Origin of the sequence: Listeria grayi DSM 20601 (assembly GCF_000148995.1) — a bacterium.
GTDB lineage: Bacteria > Bacillota > Bacilli > Lactobacillales > Listeriaceae > Listeria > Listeria grayi.
The window spans coordinates 1,169,149-1,188,558 of the sequence record NZ_GL538352.1 but is presented as its reverse complement, the minus strand read 5'-3'; the positions used below and the strand labels follow the sequence as shown (position 1 = coordinate 1,188,558).

Sequence of the window (19,410 nt, the reverse complement as noted above, 5' to 3'; positions counted from 1 at the left end):
GACAGCGAGGTGAGGGAAATGAGCCAACTAAGTTATAACATCGAAAGTGCAGTAGAACGCGCAAATGCGCTACAGTCAGGATTGGATAGCTATATAGATGCGGTGGAAGGGTTAATAAAAGCGAAAAAAAGTGTGTCTATAGATCATAAAGATAAAGATGTTTTAGAAGGATTGAAAGGCGTTTCGAAAAACAAAAAAGCACTAGAAAACAAATACCTCCATTTTCTTAAAACAAAAATGAAAAGCCCTAGCAAAGGTATATTTGAGCAGCTAACAACCGTGGAGATAGCTTACGCAAGTATTTTTAATGGTTATTCGGACCCTTCTTCTCCGATATACAAACAAATAAGAGGAGATGCGAAAGCGACCGCCTATGCGCAGCTTTCAAGCATACCAGTAATGGATCAGCTGTATGCGATGCATGAAGCGAAGGGTAAATCTTATGATAGGGTCAAGGGATTTTTAAAGGCTTATGAAGCGACCTTTTTGAGTGGTGAATACGTGAAGCGTGTAAATGGGAAGATACGGTATTATGGTGCGAATGCGAGGATTCGGGAGGTTTATGGGAGGAATGTGAGAAGGAGTTCTCTTAAAGTGTTTTCGAAGAGCAGTTTTAACAAAAATTCTCCATTAAAAGAGCTAAAAGGCCTATCCGGTGCAATCAACTACTCTGAAATCCTCTACAAAGGAATCAAAGATCTAAAAGAATACAGCGTAACCAAAGACAAAGTAGCATTAGAAGCCAATCTAATCAGTCGACCGGTAGAAACAGCAGCGACAATTGTAGCTGGAAGTGCCTCAACTATTGCAGCAGAAGGATTTAGCATTGTAGTTATAGGGGCCAGTACTCCCATAGTAGTTTTCGTTGCCGGTTCCATAATGATCTACGCTTCAAGCAAATATGTGGTTTCATCAGCCATTAAAAAGCTAAACAAAGAAATCCAAAAAAACAGACTACAAACATGGGAAAAAGAAGGCCAAGAAGCGGCAATGAAAAAATTGAAGCGTATGGGAATTAAAGATGTTGATTTAAGTCAATTTAAAGAACCGGAAAAAGGAGGTTATCTCAGTTGGAAAAGCGCATATGGTGGGGAGTAATTTTAGTGATTATCATAGCCATGTTAACGGCTTGTGGTTTAAAAGAGACTGACTCTCATGAAAAAGAAGTACCCAAGTCAACGAAACCATCTCATCAAAAGAAAAAGAAGTCAGCTAAAGAGAAAGAAACCAAGAAAAACTATACAAAAATTGTGAGTAATAAAAATAAAGAGATTGAGAAGAAACGAATTAAGGTCACTCTACCAAAAGCACTTAATGATCCAAGGGCAAGCAAAGATGATCACAAATTGGCTCAAAATGGTATTGATGAATATAATGATACAATTCAGAAAGTATATAAAAATTCTATAACATTGCTGAGCTATGATAGTTATTATGATGTGGAGAAGCGTAGCCTGATAGTTTTGACTGTGGCTGTAAACAATTGTTCTAAGCCTATTTCGAGTTTAGAATTCGAAGGTAATATGCATATTACGATTGATTCAAAAGCAAGAGTGATGCCAGGTTCTTTTAAATTGGAAGCCAAAAACTATGATCCAATTCAATCAGGCGAAGGAACAATAGTCCCTCTTTCCTTCCGAGTACTCAATTACACCAAAGACACTATAACGTTCAGCAAAAAAGAAATAGAAGGCTCTTTTTATAATTTTAAATTCAAAGAACTAGATAAATAAAAATTTGTTTACTAAGAACAATCAACTACTCTGAAATCCTCTACAAAGGAATCAAAGATCTAAAAGAATACAGCAGAACCAAAGACAAAGTAGCATTAGAAGCCAATCTAATCAGTCGACCGGTAGAAACAGCAGCGACAATTGTAGTGGGAAGTACTTCGGCTTTTGCGGCAGAAGGGTTTAGCATAGTAATTATAGAGGCTAGTACTCCTATAGTAGTTTTTGTTGTCGGTTCCATAATGATCTACGCTTCAAGCAAATATGTGGTTTCGCCAACTATTAAAAAGCTAAACAAAGAAATCCAGAAAAACAGACTACAAACATGGGAATTAAAGACATTGATTTAAGTCAATTTAAAGAATCGGAAAAAGGAGGCTACCTAAATTGGAAAAGCGCATATGGTGGGGAGTAAGCATATTGATTATCGCTACTATGTTAACGGCATGTGGATCAAACGTAGATACTTCTTCTGAAATAAAGGAAAAACAAAAAAACAAAACTAGCCAATCAAAAGGAACACCAAAAAAGAAAGAAGCTAAAGACAATTACGTAGAAATCGCAAGTAATGAACACGTAGCGTTGGAAAAAAAACGAGTTAAGATAACTTTGCCGAAAATATTAAATGATCCTAGGACAAGCAAAGATGATCGCAAACTATCGCAAGAAGGTGTGGATGAATATAATAATACCATACAAAAAATTTATAAGAATTCCATCACTATATTAAGCTATGATAGTTATTATGATGAAAAAAATCGAAAACTTGTCATATTAGCGGTACTCATAAATAATCGTAGAAACCCAATTACTAATATCGAGTTCGAGGCAGATATGCAAATTGTAATAGATCCAAAAGCAAAAGTTATACCAAATACCTTTGCAATAACTCCTGATTTAGCAAAGCCAATATATCCAGGGGAAGGAACGGTAGTCCCTCTCTCCTTCCGAGTATTAAACTACACCAAAGACGTTATCACTTTTGATAAAAAAGAAATTACGGGTTCTATGTATAACTTTAAATTTAAAGAGCTAGACAGTAAAAAATAGCAATCGAACTGGTCAGGGGATGTTAAAGTTGATTTAAGTCAATTTAAAGAACCTGAAAAAGGGGACTATCTAAATTGGAAAAGCGCATATGGTGCGGATTAATTTTACTGATTATTGTAACTATGTTAACAGCTTGTGGAGCAAAAGAAGCTACTTCGCTTGCTTCGTTTCAAGCCACTGCTTGTGCTCAACTCAAAAGTTTAATAACATCATTGCTATCCCAACATCAATATTAAGACAGCGAAACGGTAAGAACCTTAATAACCCCCGCTAACGATCCAATCATTAGCGAGGGCAAAGATAGAGCTATTAACGCAGCTCCGTAAACAGTTCAATAAACTCCCCTTGATGTTTTTTTTCATCTAAAAGCAGTTCCGCAGTAAGCGAACCAATCTCTGCGGCTGTATGGAATCCCGGTGCGGTCATGTTTCCATTTAGATCTGTAGTTGTGGGGCCTGGGTGGATACTGAAGATTTCAATATTTTTATTCTCTTTAGCAAAATCAAGTGCTAAGGCGTGCATCATCACATTTTGTGCAGCCTTGGAAGCTTTATAAGCCAAGGGGTTCCATAACGGATTTGGGCCAGTCGTAATGGTGATATTCCCGATTCGCCCTTTATTTTTTTCTAAAATAGGCAGTAATCCTTGTGTGAGCTGGAAAGTCCCGAAGAAGTTGATTTGCATCGTGCTGTGCAGCTCATCAAGTGCAACGGAAGTGCTTGGTCCGTGGCTTCCTGCAACGCCAGCGTTATTGATCAACAAGTCCAAATCAGTAAAGTCTGCTTCAATCGTTTGGATAGCAGCAGCAATCGAATCCGAGTCGCTAAGATCTATCAATACGAAATCCACATGTTCGATTCCAGCGCTTTTAAGTGTACCGAGAGCAGTTTGTGCACGTTCCTTGTTTCTAGCCCCGATAATGACATGCCAACCTGCTTTTCCTAATTCCTTGCCAAGTGCTAGACCAATTCCTTTGTTTCCGCCGGTTATAAATACAGTTTTCATCATATCGACCTCCATATATTATTGATGATTCAAATATTGACTACTGTCATTCTTTGAACTATGATAAGCATAAAACCTAGACCATGGTTTAGGTCAAGAGGTTTCATTTTAGGAGGAAGCGCGATGCCGAGAACTTTTTCGATAAAAGAAGTAGCAGAAAGATTTGCATTACCTATTTCTACCATTCATTTTTATGATAAAAAGGGATTGTTGCCCTTTGTTTCCAAAAACAAGTCTGGGCACAGAGCCTTTACGCCATCTGATCTTTCATTGATTCATACGATCTGTTGTTTGAAAAATACCGGGATGCCGATCGGTGATATAAGAAAATATATCGAACTATGTTTGTTAGGTCCAGATACGATTGAGCAGCGCAAAACACTGATGAAAGCACACAAATGTAAAATCATGGCGCAGCAAGAAGAATTATTAAAAGATCTCCAAGAAATCGATAAAAAAATCGAGCGATATGATGATCCGAATGCTAGGAAGATTATTACAGCAGAAATCAATCACATAATAGAAGAAAAGAAACGTGAAAATTTGGAAAGTGCGTTTAAAAAATGGTGATTTAAGCAGTAATAAATATCCCAAAGCATACTCCACATTAAAACACGCTTCACAGGAACTACTGTTTTACTTCCTCCCATACGCAATAGTATAATAACACCATAATCAAAGGAGGAATTCCTATGCTTTTTGACACACATGTCCACTTAAATGATGAAGCATTCAACGAGGACTTAGAAGAAACGATCGCCCGCGCACGTGAAAACGATGTGACAAAAATGGCGGTTGTTGGTTTTAATAAAGAAACGATCACGCGAGCTTTGGAACTGGCAGAGCAGTATGACTTCATTTCGCTGATCATTGGTTGGCATCCAGTTGATGCGATCGATTTTACAGAGGCGGATCTGGAATGGATCAAGGAACTGGCGCAAACAAATCCGAAAGTAGTTGCGCTTGGCGAAATGGGGCTGGATTATCACTGGGATACTTCCCCAAAAGAGGTTCAGTTCGAGGTGTTTCGTAAGCAGATTGGACTAGCTAAGGAATTAAAGCTGCCGATCGTTATCCATAATCGAGAAGCGACCGAGGATGTGCTCCAGATCTTGGAGGAGGAGCATGCTGAGGAAGTTGGCGGGATCATGCATTGCTTTGGAGAAACGGTAGAAGTAATGGAACGGGCGTTAGCGCTTGGCTTTTATATCTCTTTTGGCGGGACAGTAACTTTTAAAAACGCGAAATTACCAAAACTAGCTGCAGAAGCTGTCCCGATTGAGAAGCTGCTTATTGAGACCGATGCGCCATACTTGGCGCCACACCCAAATCGCGGGAAGAGAAATGAGCCTGGATACGTCAAGCTAGTTGCCGAAAAAATCGCAGAATTGAAAGAAATGAAATATGAGGAAATCGCTTCCATTACAACGAGAAATGCAGAAAAACTATTTCGATTAAAGGGGTAATGTAATCTTTATGTAATATAAAGCGCCCTCTGTAATCGAATATTAAGGTTTGAGCAATTTGGCGGAGCAGTAATTTTTCTTAACGTTGCCGCTCACTTGAGCTACGTCCTTTTTTATCGCTGTAACCTTTTTGATATAAAAGTGGGGAAAATAGCCTAAAAAAACGAAGAAACCCTTGTCTAGCAATCACTTAGACAGGCGGTTTCTTTTTTTGGAAGGCAAAATTGACAGTCCTTTAGGCCCTTGTATATAATCACTAGCGAAGCATGAAAGGGGAGAAATACATGACCAAGGAAAGCAGCAATAGCATAGCCCAGTTATCAAAATGGAAATTACCTGTATTGATTGTAGGATTTGTTATTGTAATCGCATTGGTTTTTTATTTCATTTACGAGGGAACGAAAAAGGATGTAATTATTTTTAATGCTGGTGACAAAATGGAAACGAGCACACATGCAGCTACCGTTCAAGAAGTGTTAGCGGAAAAAGGAATCCACGTAGGAGCGCACGATGCCGTTTCACCAGTGAAAAATGCCGCGCTCAAAGATGGTATGGAGATCGACTATAAAGAAGCTAAAAAACTCACCATTGATGATAATGATAAGAAACGCACTGTTTGGACGACAAAAGATAACGTTGGCGAAGTTTTGAAAGAAGAGAATATTACTACTTCCAATCATGATGCCGTTAGCGCTGATGCTGGGACGACTGTTAAAAATGGTATGCTGATCAAAATAGACCGAGCTGTTGCTTTGACATTAGTACTCGGCACAAAGAAACAAAAGACATGGACGACTGCTGACAATGTGGCTGATTTTATGCAAGAAAAGTCGATCCGTTTAGCAAATGCGGATACAGTATCGCCTGCAAAAACAGCTGATATCAAAGCGAATATGAAAATCAAAGTTACCCATTTTTCGAATAAGGTTAGAGAAAAATTAGTGACCGTTGGCTATAAAACAATTTACAAAAACGATGATTCCCTTCTAAAAGGCGAGGAAAAAGTCAAAATTGCTGGAAAAGAAGGTAAGAAGCGTATCAGATATCGTTTAACGCTTAAAAATGGCAAGCTACATAAAAAAGCTATTTTGACCGAAAAAATGGAATCAGATAAACGTGATAAAATCGTGCTTCGCGGTACGAAAGTGAAGCCTAAGCTAGCAAATAAACCAATCAAATCAAAAAATGTTCCAGTCACGAATCTTAATGCGAAGCCGGAGCAAGCTAGTTCCGGGAAAACGATCCGTGTAAGCTCTACCGCATATACAGGCGGTGGTGTTACGGCAACGGGGATCCACCTTCAAGGCGGTAGCAAAGTGATCGCTGTAGATCCAAGCGTCATTCCATTAGGAAGCCGTGTTTGGGTGGAAGGATATGGCGAAGCGATTGCAGGAGACACAGGCGGCGCTATCAAAGGGAACAAGATCGATGTTTATTTCTCTTCTTCGGCAGCTTGCTACTCATGGGGCAACCGTACGGTAACGATTAAAATCTTAAATTAAACAGCGCAGATCTGCGCTGTTTTTCTTATGCCCAAATTATGGTATGATAAAAGTCAAATGCGAAGTAGAGAAGGAACGGATATGGACCAGAAACCAATGATTCAAGAATTTATAGTAGTAGAAGGTAGAGACGATACTACGGCGATCCATCGTGCTGTACTGGCAGATACGATCGAAACAAACGGTTCGGCACTGAACGAAAAAACCATCGAACGAATTCGTCTGGCAGCTGAAACCCGTGGTGTTATCGTATTTACCGATCCTGATTTCCCAGGAGAAAAGATCCGCAAGCAAATCGATGCGGAAGTGCCAGGCTGTAAACATGCTTTTCTTTCAAAAATAGAGGCACGTCCTAAAAACGGCCGGGGCATCGGTGTCGAGCATGCAACACCAGAATCGATCCGCAAAGCACTAGCGCATTTTCATCAAACGGCTGAATCACAGACAGCGCATACTACGCTTATTTCCAAAGAATTACTGATCAAGATGCACTTGTTAGGTGGAACAGGCTCAAAAGCGCGGAGAGCGCGTCTGGGGGACATCTTACGCATCGGTTATACGAACGGTAAGCAGCTACAAGCGCGGTTGAATATGTTCGGAATCGATGAAAGTAAGCTACAAGAAGCTTATGAACAAATGAAACAGGAGGCAGGAAATGAATAAAGACATCGCCACACCAGGACGGACAGCCGAGATTTTGAAAAAGTATCATTTTTTATTCAAAAAAAGTCTGGGACAGAACTTTTTGATCGATAGTAATATTTTAAAAAGAATCGCGGAAACGGCAGGATTGAATGCTGAAAGCAATGCGATGGAGATCGGACCCGGTATCGGAGCACTGACAGAGCACTTGGCTAGAAATGCCAAAGAAGTAGTGGCTTTTGAGATCGATCAGCGCCTGATCCCGATTTTGGATGATACGCTTTCTCCTTATCCCAATGTAAAAATTATCCACCAAGATGTGTTGAAAGCAGATGTACGCGCAGCGCTGACCGAAAATTTCAGCGATCCGGAAGCACCACTCAAAGTGGTTGCCAATCTTCCTTACTATGTGACGACGCCAATCATTTTAAAATTACTTCATGAGGGGATCCCCGTAGATTCCATGACATTCATGCTTCAAAAAGAAGTAGCTGACCGAATCAGTGCCGTACCGGGAACAAAAAGTTATGGTAGCTTGTCGATCGCGATCCAATATTATATGGAAGCAGAACTTGCTTTTATCGTGCCGAAAACAGTTTTTATGCCACAACCAAATGTAGACTCGGCGATCATCCACCTAAAACGCCGCGAAAAACCGCTTGCCCATGTAGAAAATGAAACCTTTTTCTTTGAAGTAACGCGAGCAGCTTTTGCACAGCGCCGCAAAACATTGTGGAACAATCTCGTTTCTAAATTTCCAGAGCTGAAAGAGAATAAAGAAGAATTGGAAACAGAACTTACCGCTCGAGGCCTTGATCTGAAACGCCGCGGGGAAACAATGAGCATACCGGAGTTTGCTGTGTTGAGCGATTTCTTAGATACTTATTTACAGAAAAAATAATTTTTTCAAAAAAGCCATTTTGTTGTTGACAGTACCTAGTAATTACTGTTAAAATATTTGTTTATTTGATTTATTCCAGCTGCTATGTTACAATGGAAATAGTGAGGTGGAATAAATGCCAAAGACCATAGCAAGTATTAAGTCCAGTTTAGATTCTAAATTAGGAGAAGCATTGACACTGAAAGCGAACGGTGGTCGTAAAAAAACTATCGAACGTTGTGGCATCTTAGCTGAAACCTACCCATCTGTTTTCATTGTTGAATTGAATCAAGATGAGAACAACTTTGAACGAGTATCCTATAGTTATACGGATATTCTAACAGATACAGTAGAGTTAGTTTTTACAGAAGATAATAAAGAAATTGCATATTAATGAGGAAACCGAGCGTGATCTATTGCGTTCGGTTTTTATCTGTCTTTTAATAGAAAAAGTAGTTACATAAAGCAGAATGCTTATGATAAAATAGACAAAGAAATGTGGATGAAGAGTCAGGAGGCTTTTTATAGATCATGAAAATAAATATCAAAGCGCCTGCTAAAATCAATTTGTCATTGGATGCCTTATATAAAAGAGAAGATGGTTACCATGAGGTGGAAATGGTAATGACGACAATCGATCTTTCTGACCGTTTAACGATGGAAGCGACAGAACAAGATGAGATTTTGTTAGATGTAAAGGCACATTTTATTCCAGATGATAAACGCAATTTGATTTATCAGGCAGCAGTGCTTCTGAAACAGCGATTTGAAGTCAAACAAGGCGTACGGATCGTCATTGATAAACAAATCCCGGTTTCTGCAGGACTTGCTGGAGGCAGTAGCGATGCTGCTGCAACATTGAAAGGGCTTAATGAATTATGGGGATTAGGTTTATCCTTAGATCAGCTGGCAGAGCTAAGTGCGGAGATCGGTTCCGACATCGCCTTTTGTCTCTATGGCGGTACCGCGCTAGCAACGGGACGCGGGGAGATCATCACGCCGCTGCCAATGATCCCAAGCTGCTGGATCGTACTTGCCAAACCGAGTATCAGTGTATCGACCCCAGGTGTGTACAAAGAACTGGATCTCGAAAAAGTGGAGCATCCAAATACCAAACGTTTACTGCAAGGCATTGAAAACCAAAATATAAATGAGATTTTTGCAGCGACAGGAAATGTGTTAGAATCGGTAACGCTGGAAAAGAATCCAATTGTGAAACAAATCAAAGAACGAATGCTTGCTTTTGGAGCAGATGCTGCGCTAATGAGCGGCAGTGGTCCAACGGTTTTTGGATTAGTAAAACAATATTCGCGAGCTAAGCGGATCTATAATAGCTTGCGAGGTTTTTGCGAAGAAGTTTACATGGTACACCCTTGGAAAGAATAAACAGTTGTCAAATAGCATGTAAACGATTTATAATGAGAAAAAGCGTACAAAATTACGGATATGCTAATCAATATACGGAATGTATATAAGGAGATAGAATATGAAAATTCGGCGTAGTGAGCGTTTGATCGATATGACACAATTTTTATTGTCCCATCCGCGTAAACTGGTTCCTTTAACGATGTTTGCGGAGCGGTACAGTTCTGCCAAATCTTCCATCAGTGAAGATTTAGTCATCATTAAAAAGACATTTGAAGACCGCGGTATCGGTACATTAGAAACAGTGCCGGGAGCGGCCGGTGGAGTCCGTTATATCTCAATCGCCGACAATGCAATGGTATTAGACTTTATTCATACATTATGTAACCGAATCGCTGAGCCAGAGCGCTTGCTTCCAGGCGGCTATCTTTACCTGTCTGATTTATTAGGCGAGCCGACGACACTCGAAGCGATCGGCAAGATCATCGCGACCAAGTTCAATAACAAGAAAATCGATGCGATCATGACCGTAGCAACGAAAGGAATACCAATCGCTCAAGCAGTGGCGGAGCATCTGAGCGTACCGTTTGTGATCGTGCGCCGGGATAGCAAAGTAACAGAAGGCTCGACCGTCAGTATCAATTATGTGTCCGGCTCTTCCAAACGAATCGAAAAAATGGAATTGTCGAAACGCAGCTTGCCAGAAGGCTCCAACGTTGTAATTGTGGATGACTTCATGAAAGCAGGCGGTACAGTTAACGGCATGAAAAATCTGTTGGAAGAATTCAATGCGAACCTAGTAGGGATCGGTGTTCTGGCAGAATCAGAGTATGCAGAAGAACGACTGGTAGATGACTATTTGTCGTTGGTAAAAATCAAGAACGTGAATGTGAAGGAAAGACAGATCGAAGTTGTGGAAGGTAATTATTTTAATTATTGATTTTAAATACGAAAGACAGCGTGGCGATCCTCGTCACGCTTTTTTTGTGGAAATGTAAATGAGAAAAAAATTATTGAGATGAGAAATCAAAAGATAGAATCCCGATATACATAGTCTGACACTATAATGATAGTAATTATAAAATAGTAAATATTATAAAAAGCTCCTTGACATTTTTTCCGTTCACCTTGATAATTTAAGTTGGATGTTCTACTTTGATATAAGTTGAACAAACATTCATAAATCATATACACGGGAGGAATCAACATGTCATTAATAGGAAAAGAAGTAGAAGCTTTCGCAGCAAAAGCATATCAGAAGGGTGAATTTATCGACGTATCTTCTGAAGATTTTAAAGGAAAGTGGAATGTCGTTTGTTTTTACCCAGCCGACTTCACATTTGTCTGCCCTACAGAATTGGAAGACCTGCAAGATCAATATAAAACACTTCAGGAATTAGGTGTAGAAGTATATTCTGTTTCCACTGATACACACTTTACACATAAAGCATGGCACGACAACTCCGATGCGATCAGCAAAATCGAGTACATAATGATTGGCGATCCATCTCATCAGATATCACGCATTTTTGATGTATTAGATGAAGAAGAAGGTCTGGCTCAACGCGGAACTTTTATCATTGATCCAGAAGGAATCGTTCAAACTGTTGAGATCAATGCAGATGGTATCGGCCGTGATGCTAGTATTTTAGTCGATAAAATCAGAGCAGCGCAATACGTACGCAACAATCCGGGTGAAGTATGTCCGGCAAAATGGAAAGAAGGCGCGGATACGCTGAAACCAAGTCTTGACCTAGTGGGCAAAATTTAAGGAGCGCGAATAGATGTTAGATGCAGATATAAAGGCGCAATTAGCGCAATACCTTGAATTGCTAGAAAACCCGATCGTTCTGAAACCAAGTGTCGGCGAAGATGAAAACTCTCAAAAACTGCTTCAATTCGTGGAAGAAATCGCAGCAATGTCGACCAAGATCACAGTCGAAGCGGGTACTTCTGAAAAAGTCCCTAGTTTTAGCGTAGATCGCCCAGAGGAGGCAACGGGTATTGTCTTTGCCGGCATTCCGCTAGGCCATGAATTTACTTCGCTTGTACTGGCTTTATTACAGGTAAGCGGCCGGGCACCAAAGATCGACGAAAGTGTGAAAAGTCAGATCGAAGCGATCAGTGTGCCTTATCACTTCGATTCTTATATCAGCTTGACGTGCCATAATTGCCCGGACGTCGTGCAAGCACTGAATATCATGAGTGTACTGAACCCAAATATCTCCCACACGATGACAGACGGTTCGATGTTCAAAGCAGAAGTAGAAGCAAAAGGGATCATGGCTGTACCAACTGTCTATGTCAACGGTGAATCTTTTACCAGCGGCCGGACAACGATTGAAGAGATCCTTACAAAATTAGGCAGCACAGCACCTGTGGAAAACCTTTCCGAAAAAGAACCTTACGACGTTTTGATCGTGGGTGGCGGACCTGCCGGAGCGAGTGCGGCGATCTATGCAGCTCGTAAAGGTATTCGAACGGGTATGGTAGTTGACAATTTTGGCGGTCAAGTGATGGATACATTAGGTATTGAAAATTTGATCGGCACTAAGTATACCGAAGGACCTAAGTTAATGGCTTCTGTGGAAGAGCATGTAAACGCCTATGATGTCGATATCATGAAGTCGCAACGCTCTGCTAAACTGGAGAAAAAAGAGTTGGTCGAAGTGACGCTGGAAAGCGGAGCCGTTCTTAAAAGTAAGACGGCGATCGTGTCCACTGGCGCAAGTTGGCGCAAAATCGGCGTTCCTGGCGAAACGGAATTTAAGAATAAAGGTGTGGCTTACTGTCCGCATTGCGATGGGCCGCTGTTTGCTGACAAAGATGTAGCTGTTATTGGCGGTGGTAACTCAGGAATCGAGGCAGCGATCGATCTTGCGGGTATCGTAAAACACGTTACAGTGTTGGAATTTCTACCGGAACTAAAAGCGGATAGAGTGTTGCAAGAACGGCTGCATTCTCTGCCAAATGTTACTGTTTTGACAAATGTTCAAACAAAAGAAATCACTGGTGAAAATACAGTGAATGGGCTTACTTACAGCGACCGTGAAACTGGAACGGAAGTCCATCTGGACGTTCAAGGTGTCTTTATACTGATTGGTCTTATGCCGAACACAGCCTGGCTGGACGGAACCGTAGAACGCAATAAAATGGGTGAGATCTTGACCGACAAGCAAGGGGCAACCAATATTCCAGGCGTGTTTGCTGCAGGAGACTGCACAGATGCTGCCTATAAACAGATCATTATCTCAATGGGCTCTGGAGCCACTGCGGCATTAGGAGCATTTGACTATTTGATCAGAAATTATTAACGCTTAAAGGCCTCTTGAAATTCGTTTTCAGGAGGCTTTTGGATTTTATTCTAGATAAGGCAGGGTGGACATATGGAGATGACCGAACAAGACTTTACCCAATTAGACCTAGGCATCAAGCAATTCAAACAGCTGAAACAGCTTTATACAAGCGAACAGATCGATAGCATCAAGACCAGACAGCAAAAGCTTTGGAATAAATGGAAGCAGCTTATTTTGGCTATTTATGAAACTCGAACCAGTGATGACTTGGCAAAACCTTACATCGAAAGCTGGACCAATGGTTGGCAGCTGAAAGGACACTTTTATGCGACGTTCAAAAGCCCATTGCGGATGAAAGAGGCGACGTGTATCTCACTGCTTTGGAATCATCAATATTTGAAAATCGGTGTGGAATGGCGACCTTATAAAGCAGCCACTTCACCGATTTCTGTTTTCACGCATAACGAGCGGCTAATGATTGCCCTAAAACAGATCGAGAATGATGCTGCTTTTGCAGAGGCTGTGTGCTGGATTTCTGACCGAAAGGAGTATGATCCGTTCTTGAAATGGAAGGATCATGGAAGTTTTTGCGAAGAAATGAAAGCAGGAAATGGCTTAGGAATAGGTTTTGTAATAGAGAAACAGCAGATCGATGAACCAGAGTCATTACTGAGTCGTTATCTTACATTGCTGGAAAAATTATATCGAACAAACAAATAAGCCACTCTTTTGCCGCTTTCAGTTCGCTGGAAAGCAGCTGATGACCTTGCGAAGTATAGAAGGGAACGACTGCTGCACGTCGCTTTTCAAACGCCGTCGTCAGCTGCTCAAAATTCCCGGCAGGCAGCAGCGGATCGTGTTCGCCATTTGATAGCCAGACTTCTTTATCCGCTAATGAAAAACTCGCCGCATCCTTACCCAAAAACATCGGGTGGAAGAAGATACCACGCTTGATCGGTGCCTTATCACGGCTTAGGAATAAATGTGCTCCGATGTTTGCGCCGTTGGAATAGCCGACGATAATCGTGTTTTCCAAAGAAAAAGCGTAATGCTCAGCGAGCGAACGGAGTGTGTCAAGCAGCTCATCTGTATTTTTCTCGATGCTTTCCCAGTCGAAATTGCCTTCTGCGAAACGCCGGAAAAAGCGCAGCGCCCCATTTTCGCTGACGGTCCCACGAAGACTTACGACCGGCATCTGCGGGTCTAAAAAAGAAGCGATCTCCAGTAAAGAATGCTCATCGCCGCCTGTGCCGTGTAAAAGGATCAATGTCGGTTTGGAGGGATCCCCCGCACGATAAACATGTTCCATTGCGGTCACTCCTTTCGGCTCGTATCAAATGGCCGTACTGCTCGCTCGATCTCTTGGCGTTTAGGTTCCAAGAAAGGAGGCAACGATAATTTTTCACCAAGCTTTTCATAGGGCTCATCCTGCATAAATCCTGGGCCGTCTGTTGCAAATTCAAACAAGATATGACCTACTCGGACATACAAGGATTCAAAGTAAAAACGGTTCACATAGCCCGAGTTCGGCAAATCCATTTCGGCAAGCTTATTGATCCAGCTATCCAATGCTGCGCGGTCTTCTACGCGGAAAGCAACGTGGTGGACTTCACCATATCCAGGAACCGCCGCTACGCTGTCTTTGTCCTCGACAAGGATCACTTGCCCACCGTTGCCGCCTTTACCAACTTCATATAAATGCTTGTTCCCTTCCACTGCTACTTTTTGAAAGCCCAATACATTCACTAGCCAAGATTCCATTACTGATAAATAACTGATCGTGATCTCGACTGGTCCAAGTCCAACGATCCCATATTCTGCGGGGACCGGCCCTTTTTTCCAAGGGATACCAGCTTCCACACCTGGTTGCCCTTCATCCGAAACGAGTTGATAAGCTTGCTCATCCGCGTCAACAAAACGAATCATTTTTTTACCGAGCAGGGTAGAAATACCTTCGTGTTTCACGTGAAACTGATCAAAGCGATCGATCCAGTATGTCAGCGCTTCGTCGGACGGAACGCGAAAGCCACTGCGGGAGATCGAGTTTGTCCCAGCTTTGCCTTTGGGGTTATTTGGGAAATCGAAAAAGGTCATGTCGGTTCCGGGACTAGCCACATCATCGGCGAAGAAAGTGTGATACGTTTGGATATCATCTTGGTTGACTGTTTTCTTGACAAGGCGAATGCCTAAAACTTCTGTAAAGAAATGATAATTTTTTTCTGCGCTGCTGGTCATTGCTGTAATATGGTGGATACCTTTTAATTGTTCATTCGACATAATGGACAACTCCTTTTTCTTTTAGTTGGTTATTTAACTTTCTGACGATTTGTGCCAGTGCTTCGTTCTCATCAGCGGATAAGCCATCAAACATAGCCGCTTGAAAGCGTGCTTGCTGCAATTGACACTTATCCATCAGCTGTTGACCAGCCAAGGTCAATGTCAGATATTTCTGCGTGGCTTTTTTCTCTCTAGTGATCCAACCATTATCTTCTAGTTTTTTCACCATTTGTGAGATCCCGCCCTTGCTAATGATCAAATGCTCCGCCAGTTCTTTCTGCGTGAGTGGCTGATGAAGCAAGATCTGGTTGAGCATATCGAATTGAGAGACCGTGAGTCCGAATTGTTTGAGAAAATCATTGGAGTGATTATTGCTTTGATTGATAAACCGAACCATGCGAAACCATGTTGCTAGCTTCTGCCTTTCCGGTTTAGAAAGTGAATTTGCCAAAGAAATCCCTGCTTTCGTTATTAGTTTAGAACTAAACTATATATAAAGTCTAACGGGTAAAGTGAAATTTGACAACCTTTCTGCTCATATAAACAGCCAATGGCTCCAAACTGCAAGTATAGCAATATAAAGAACGGTGCTGTAAGCGTTGATCCGCTCCGCAATTCCGAAGTACTGTGTTGGGAGGAGATTTGTCAACATCGCCCCAATGAGCAGCAAGAGCATAACAAAAAGCGTGACACTAAATAACGCCACGTGTATATGTATGAAACCAATCATAAAGAAAATCAATGCTAAGATCGTCAGTGCTACGACAAAAGCAGTCACGACCAAGTGCATCCGATTATGCGACTTTGTAAGGGGAAAGAGCCGATAGCCAATAAAAGAAATGAAGCACATCCCGCTGAGAAAGATCGCTGCAAGCCGAAGTGCGATGCCGAATGACTGATCAAAGACCGCTATAAGGAAAAAGATACTGAAGAGCGTGCTGAATAATCCGTATAGATCAGCAAAGAGAACAGCCTTTTTACGGGAAGGAGAGTAGCGAGCAGTCAATTCACTGACGGCTTGCCGTTTAGGATCATAATGAGGAAAGTAAGCATTACCAACAAAAATGTGAATAAAATAACAAGCAACCGCGACCAGACCGAAATAAGTCATAACAAAAGGCCCCTTTTTTACCTTATCATATCATATTTTAACGGGTCAGGCCCCGAAATTCAGTCTAACGCCTTACGTAGTATTTTCAACTTATATGATAAAATAAGAAAGTATAAAAATCGAACAATCATGCTAGATAAGTAGGAGGAAGCAAAATGAAAAAATGGATCAAATGGTTAATCACTATCATTATTATCGTGGTAGTAGTTGGTGGAATCGGACTGTTTTTTGCAATGAACAAAAAAGATGATGCCTCAGGTACCAGCAAGCTAGTAACAACAAAAGTAAAACAAGGCGACATGAAGATCAATGCGACGGGAACCGGTGCTATCAGTCCTGAAAATCAACAGCTGCCGGATTATGATAAATTACAGCTAGTGGCGCAAATGGATGAATTGGATATTCCCGATATCAAAAAAGATCAAAAAGTGAAAATTTCTGTTGCTGCTATTCCTAACAAAACATACACAGGAAAAGTAAAAGAAATTGCAAAACAAGGTCAAGTCCAAAATGGTGTTTCTTCCTTCAAAGTAACGATCTCACTCGACAAAAAAGATAAATTGAAAGCCGGCATGACCGCAGATGCGTCGATCCTTGTGCATGAAAACAAACACGCGATCTACGTACCGATCGAAGCTGTCCAAAAAAATGACGATGACAAATACTATGTTTACGTTCCGAAGAAAAACAAAGACGGTAAAACAAAACAAGTTAAAAAATTCGTTGAGACCGGTCTTCATAACGAAGATAACATTGAGATCACTAAAGGGCTCGAAAAGGGTGACACGGTCATCTTGCCAACAGTCGATACAGGAAATAACTCCGATTTTTAATAAGATAAAAACCGAAAGTTATTAGAAATAGGAGGGATATAATGCCTAACCCATTGATTGACATGAAAAACTTAACAAAAACATACACGCTCGGAGGAGAAACTTTCAAGGCGCTAGATGATGTGACTTTAGCCGTTGAAGAAGGCGAATTTCTTGCGATCGTTGGTCCTTCAGGCTCCGGGAAATCCACACTGATGAATATGATCGGCTGTCTGGATGTTCCCGATAGCGGAACCTATCACTTAGATAGCGTGGATGTTTATCATTTGAACGACAATAAATTATCAGAGATCCGCAATAAAAAAATCGGCTTTATTTTTCAGCAGTTCAATCTGCTTACGAAATTATCTGCTTTGGAAAATGTGGAACTGCCCTTGATTTATGCAGGGATCAGTCCGGCAAAACGTGTGGAAACAGCGAAAGAATGTCTGCGCAAAGTCGGCTTGATCGATAAAAATAAAAACCTGCCTACTCAACTATCAGGTGGACAGCAGCAACGTGTGGCGATCGCCCGCGCATTAGCAGCTAATCCTTCCATTTTATTAGCAGATGAACCGACCGGAGCGCTGGATTCTAAAACAGGTAAAGAAGTAATGGGTATCCTGCAAGAATTGAACCAAGCAGGAAACACGATCGTCATGATTACCCATGATGCTGATATTGCTTCTTATGGTACCAGAAGGATCCGTATCCAAGACGGCAAACTTTTCCATGAGGAGGATGGGCAATGAATATTCTCCAAAGTACAAAAATGGCGTTTAAACAGCTGCGAACAAGCAAGCTTCGTTCTTTCTTGACGATGCTTGGAATCATCATTGGTGTTGCTTCTGTTATTCTGCTTGTTTCTTTAGGAAACGGTGTTACACAAAAGGTCAATGAGCAGATGGGCGATCTAGGTTCTAACCTTGTGACCGTCATGAACAACTCCACCAACCCGAACGATAAGTTCACATATGCCGAAGCGATGAAATACAAAGGCATTGACGGCGTCAAAAGTGTTTCGCCGGAATTATCCGGACAAGTGCACGCAACCTACGATTATAAGTCGGTCAACGACAAAGTGATCGGTACGAATGAACAGTACAAAAATGCCCGTAGTTTGAAATTAGATAAAGGCCGGTTCTTACTGCCGATCGATATCGAATACGGCCAAAAAGTAGCGGTCATCGGTCCAAATGTGGCAAGCGACCTATTCGGTTTTTCTGATCCGATCGGGGAAACGATCCGCTTGAACGGTATGCCGTATAAAGTAGTCGGCATGTTGAAAGAAAAAGGCGATTCGCTGATGGGATCAAGCGACGACCAAATCTACATTCCATTTTCTGCAGCGCAACGTATGCTGAAAGACACAAATGTGCGTACGCTGTATGTAGAAACCAAAGATGCAGATGACGTTGATTTCGTGGTCAATACCTTGAAATCACGGTTAGCAATCAAGTTCGGTGATGAAGACAGCAAGAAAAATGATACAGATAATTCGGCACAAAATGGACCAAAATATCAAGTTATCAATCAGCAGGAGATCTTAACGGCCTTTAACACGATCAGCGGTACGCTAACAACTGCACTAGGTGCGATCGCAGCGATCTCATTGATCGTCGGAGGGATCGGCATCATGAATATTATGCTGGTATCTGTCAGTGAGCGGACGAGAGAGATCGGGATCCGAAAAGCACTAGGTGCCAAAAAACGAGCGATCTTGCTGCAATTCTTGATCGAATCCGTAGTTATCAGCGTTTGCGGTGGAATCATCGGTATGATCATTGGAGCAGCAGGCGCATCGATCTTTGGATCCGTGGCTGATATTCCATCAGGTATCTCAGCAGGTGTTATGATTTTCGCATTCCTATTCTCCCTATGTATCGGGGTCATCTTCGGAATCGCACCTGCCAATAAAGCTTCGAAATTACGCCCGATCGATGCTTTACGAACAGAATAATAACAACCAACAGAGAGCATCAGCCGTGTCTACCACGGCTGATGCTCTTTTAATGAACACTGTTATCTATTTTTAATATATTTAACACAATTAAAACAAACCAACCTTTAAATGAATCACCAATTTGGTGAGAGCGTTCTCTCCCAAGGGGAAAGGTTGTTTTTGAAAGCGTGATCACAATTCTTACTATTTTAATAAGGAATTAATTTTTAGGGAAAGAAATTGTCTCGGAAAATAGAGGGAAACAATGGAGGTTTAAGCGATATAAATAGTGGGAATCCAACATTTAGTGGATTTTAACAGTGTTTTCATGA

General features: G+C 41.4%; 22 protein-coding genes. 17 read left to right on the top strand and 5 right to left on the bottom strand.

All coding sequences use genetic code 11. The features are described from left to right. The first annotated feature begins 18 nt into the window (after positions 1-18). The 3 genes from HMPREF0556_RS05950 to HMPREF0556_RS05940 all read left to right on the top strand — a co-directional run bounded on the left by HMPREF0556_RS05950 (position 19) and on the right by HMPREF0556_RS05940 (position 2,780). The gene (locus HMPREF0556_RS05950; protein WP_003756474.1) at positions 19-1,098 is read left to right on the top strand and encodes a hypothetical protein; all 1,080 of its coding nucleotides are present in this window, start codon (positions 19-21) and stop codon (positions 1,096-1,098) included. Beyond that, positions 1,071-1,733 (top strand): hypothetical protein, encoded by a 663-nt coding sequence (locus HMPREF0556_RS05945; protein ID WP_040486517.1) that lies wholly within the window; start codon positions 1,071-1,073, stop codon positions 1,731-1,733. The genes HMPREF0556_RS05950 and HMPREF0556_RS05945 overlap by 28 nt, the downstream gene beginning before the upstream one ends. Positions 1,734-2,117: 384 nt before the next feature. Next, positions 2,118-2,780: a hypothetical protein gene (locus HMPREF0556_RS05940; protein WP_040486516.1), complete on the top strand. Its 663-nt coding sequence runs from the start codon at positions 2,118-2,120 to the stop codon at positions 2,778-2,780. Positions 2,781-3,089: 309 nt separating this feature from the next. On the opposite strand, the gene HMPREF0556_RS05935 is transcribed toward HMPREF0556_RS05940, so the two are convergent. Further along, positions 3,090-3,785 carry an SDR family NAD(P)-dependent oxidoreductase gene (locus HMPREF0556_RS05935; RefSeq protein WP_040486515.1) on the bottom strand — a complete coding sequence of 232 codons (696 nt, stop codon included), beginning with the start codon at positions 3,783-3,785 and terminating at the stop codon, positions 3,090-3,092. 123 nt (positions 3,786-3,908) lie between these two features. Between HMPREF0556_RS05935 and HMPREF0556_RS05930 the strand changes: the two genes are divergently transcribed. From HMPREF0556_RS05930 to HMPREF0556_RS05880, 11 genes are all read left to right on the top strand, one after another. Next, positions 3,909-4,355, top strand: a complete 447-nt coding sequence (locus HMPREF0556_RS05930) for a MerR family transcriptional regulator (protein ID WP_003756466.1) — start codon at positions 3,909-3,911, stop codon at positions 4,353-4,355. Positions 4,356-4,477: 122 nt separating this feature from the next. Next, on the top strand, positions 4,478-5,251 hold the full coding sequence (locus tag HMPREF0556_RS05925) for a TatD family hydrolase (protein ID WP_003756465.1): 774 nt from the start codon (positions 4,478-4,480) through the stop codon (positions 5,249-5,251). A gap of 284 nt (positions 5,252-5,535) precedes the next feature. Next, on the top strand, positions 5,536-6,753 hold the full coding sequence (locus HMPREF0556_RS05920) for a G5 and 3D domain-containing protein (RefSeq protein WP_036106748.1): 1,218 nt from the start codon (positions 5,536-5,538) through the stop codon (positions 6,751-6,753). An 81-nt stretch (positions 6,754-6,834) separates the two neighbouring features. Beyond that, positions 6,835-7,416 carry a ribonuclease M5 gene (gene rnmV, locus HMPREF0556_RS05915; RefSeq protein WP_040486514.1) on the top strand — a complete coding sequence of 194 codons (582 nt, stop codon included), beginning with the start codon at positions 6,835-6,837 and terminating at the stop codon, positions 7,414-7,416. Then, entirely contained in the window at positions 7,409-8,296 is an 888-nt protein-coding gene (rsmA, locus tag HMPREF0556_RS05910; protein WP_003756459.1) for a 16S rRNA (adenine(1518)-N(6)/adenine(1519)-N(6))-dimethyltransferase RsmA, read from the top strand. The genes rnmV and rsmA overlap by 8 nt, the downstream gene beginning before the upstream one ends. Before the next feature lie 115 nt (positions 8,297-8,411). Further along, entirely contained in the window at positions 8,412-8,669 is a 258-nt protein-coding gene (veg, locus tag HMPREF0556_RS05905) for a biofilm formation stimulator Veg (protein WP_003756458.1), read from the top strand. A gap of 137 nt (positions 8,670-8,806) precedes the next feature. Further along, positions 8,807-9,661 (top strand): 4-(cytidine 5'-diphospho)-2-C-methyl-D-erythritol kinase, encoded by an 855-nt coding sequence (ispE, locus tag HMPREF0556_RS05900; protein WP_003756456.1) that lies wholly within the window; start codon positions 8,807-8,809, stop codon positions 9,659-9,661. Between the two features lie 100 nt (positions 9,662-9,761). After that, positions 9,762-10,580, top strand: coding sequence for a pur operon repressor (purR, locus tag HMPREF0556_RS05895; protein ID WP_003756455.1), 819 nt, complete (start codon positions 9,762-9,764; stop codon positions 10,578-10,580). 267 nt (positions 10,581-10,847) lie between these two features. Beyond that, entirely contained in the window at positions 10,848-11,411 is a 564-nt protein-coding gene (ahpC, locus tag HMPREF0556_RS05890) for an alkyl hydroperoxide reductase subunit C (protein WP_003756453.1), read from the top strand. A 13-nt stretch (positions 11,412-11,424) separates the two neighbouring features. After that, positions 11,425-12,954, top strand: a complete 1,530-nt coding sequence (gene ahpF, locus HMPREF0556_RS05885; protein WP_003756450.1) for an alkyl hydroperoxide reductase subunit F — start codon at positions 11,425-11,427, stop codon at positions 12,952-12,954. Between the two features lie 72 nt (positions 12,955-13,026). Next, positions 13,027-13,656, top strand: a complete 630-nt coding sequence (locus tag HMPREF0556_RS05880; protein ID WP_003756448.1) for an HI_0552 family protein — start codon at positions 13,027-13,029, stop codon at positions 13,654-13,656. On the opposite strand, the gene HMPREF0556_RS05875 is transcribed toward HMPREF0556_RS05880, so the two are convergent. The 4 genes from HMPREF0556_RS05875 to HMPREF0556_RS05860 form a co-directional block, all read right to left on the bottom strand. After that, positions 13,619-14,245: an alpha/beta hydrolase gene (locus tag HMPREF0556_RS05875; protein WP_040486512.1), complete on the bottom strand. Its 627-nt coding sequence runs from the start codon at positions 14,243-14,245 to the stop codon at positions 13,619-13,621. The genes HMPREF0556_RS05880 and HMPREF0556_RS05875 overlap by 38 nt on opposite strands. A 5-nt stretch (positions 14,246-14,250) precedes the next feature. Then, positions 14,251-15,213, bottom strand: a complete 963-nt coding sequence (locus HMPREF0556_RS05870) for a ring-cleaving dioxygenase (RefSeq protein ID WP_003756444.1) — start codon at positions 15,211-15,213, stop codon at positions 14,251-14,253. Beyond that, positions 15,203-15,664, bottom strand: coding sequence for a MarR family winged helix-turn-helix transcriptional regulator (locus HMPREF0556_RS05865; RefSeq protein ID WP_003756442.1), 462 nt, complete (start codon positions 15,662-15,664; stop codon positions 15,203-15,205). Before HMPREF0556_RS05865 ends, HMPREF0556_RS05870 begins: the two co-directional genes overlap by 11 nt. Before the next feature lie 84 nt (positions 15,665-15,748). Then, positions 15,749-16,324: a DUF998 domain-containing protein gene (locus HMPREF0556_RS05860; protein ID WP_003756440.1), complete on the bottom strand. Its 576-nt coding sequence runs from the start codon at positions 16,322-16,324 to the stop codon at positions 15,749-15,751. A gap of 155 nt (positions 16,325-16,479) precedes the next feature. Between HMPREF0556_RS05860 and HMPREF0556_RS05855 the strand changes: the two genes are divergently transcribed. From HMPREF0556_RS05855 to HMPREF0556_RS05845, 3 genes are read left to right on the top strand one after another with little or no spacing between them, the layout of a single operon-like run. Beyond that, positions 16,480-17,157: an efflux RND transporter periplasmic adaptor subunit gene (locus HMPREF0556_RS05855; protein ID WP_003756438.1), complete on the top strand. Its 678-nt coding sequence runs from the start codon at positions 16,480-16,482 to the stop codon at positions 17,155-17,157. Between the two features lie 41 nt (positions 17,158-17,198). Beyond that, on the top strand, positions 17,199-17,888 hold the full coding sequence (locus HMPREF0556_RS05850) for an ABC transporter ATP-binding protein (protein ID WP_003756436.1): 690 nt from the start codon (positions 17,199-17,201) through the stop codon (positions 17,886-17,888). Then, complete coding sequence (locus tag HMPREF0556_RS05845) at positions 17,885-19,096, top strand: ABC transporter permease (protein WP_003756434.1); 1,212 nt, start codon at positions 17,885-17,887, stop codon at positions 19,094-19,096. The genes HMPREF0556_RS05850 and HMPREF0556_RS05845 overlap by 4 nt, the downstream gene beginning before the upstream one ends. Positions 19,097-19,410: the final 314 nt, after the last annotated feature.

Bases quoted from the DNA above. Each gene is read 5' to 3' on its own strand.
- ahpF (WP_003756450.1), top strand. From the start codon at position 11,425: ATGTTAGATGCAGATATAAAGGCGCAATTAGCGCAATACCTTGAATTG.
- ahpC (WP_003756453.1), top strand. From the start codon at position 10,848: ATGTCATTAATAGGAAAAGAAGTAGAAGCTTTCGCAGCAAAAGCATAT.
- rsmA (WP_003756459.1), top strand. From the start codon at position 7,409: ATGAATAAAGACATCGCCACACCAGGACGGACAGCCGAGATTTTGAAA.
- veg (WP_003756458.1), top strand. From the start codon at position 8,412: ATGCCAAAGACCATAGCAAGTATTAAGTCCAGTTTAGATTCTAAATTA.
- HMPREF0556_RS05950 (WP_003756474.1), top strand. From the start codon at position 19: ATGAGCCAACTAAGTTATAACATCGAAAGTGCAGTAGAACGCGCAAAT.
- HMPREF0556_RS05925 (WP_003756465.1), top strand. From the start codon at position 4,478: ATGCTTTTTGACACACATGTCCACTTAAATGATGAAGCATTCAACGAG.
- HMPREF0556_RS05855 (WP_003756438.1), top strand. From the start codon at position 16,480: ATGAAAAAATGGATCAAATGGTTAATCACTATCATTATTATCGTGGTA.
- HMPREF0556_RS05860 (WP_003756440.1), bottom strand. From the start codon at position 16,324: ATGACTTATTTCGGTCTGGTCGCGGTTGCTTGTTATTTTATTCACATT.
- HMPREF0556_RS05880 (WP_003756448.1), top strand. From the start codon at position 13,027: ATGGAGATGACCGAACAAGACTTTACCCAATTAGACCTAGGCATCAAG.
- HMPREF0556_RS05935 (WP_040486515.1), bottom strand. From the start codon at position 3,785: ATGAAAACTGTATTTATAACCGGCGGAAACAAAGGAATTGGTCTAGCA.
- HMPREF0556_RS05845 (WP_003756434.1), top strand. From the start codon at position 17,885: ATGAATATTCTCCAAAGTACAAAAATGGCGTTTAAACAGCTGCGAACA.
- HMPREF0556_RS05920 (WP_036106748.1), top strand. From the start codon at position 5,536: ATGACCAAGGAAAGCAGCAATAGCATAGCCCAGTTATCAAAATGGAAA.
- HMPREF0556_RS05870 (WP_003756444.1), bottom strand. From the start codon at position 15,213: ATGTCGAATGAACAATTAAAAGGTATCCACCATATTACAGCAATGACC.
- HMPREF0556_RS05875 (WP_040486512.1), bottom strand. From the start codon at position 14,245: ATGGAACATGTTTATCGTGCGGGGGATCCCTCCAAACCGACATTGATC.
- HMPREF0556_RS05930 (WP_003756466.1), top strand. From the start codon at position 3,909: ATGCCGAGAACTTTTTCGATAAAAGAAGTAGCAGAAAGATTTGCATTA.
- rnmV (WP_040486514.1), top strand. From the start codon at position 6,835: ATGGACCAGAAACCAATGATTCAAGAATTTATAGTAGTAGAAGGTAGA.
- HMPREF0556_RS05850 (WP_003756436.1), top strand. From the start codon at position 17,199: ATGCCTAACCCATTGATTGACATGAAAAACTTAACAAAAACATACACG.
- purR (WP_003756455.1), top strand. From the start codon at position 9,762: ATGAAAATTCGGCGTAGTGAGCGTTTGATCGATATGACACAATTTTTA.
- ispE (WP_003756456.1), top strand. From the start codon at position 8,807: ATGAAAATAAATATCAAAGCGCCTGCTAAAATCAATTTGTCATTGGAT.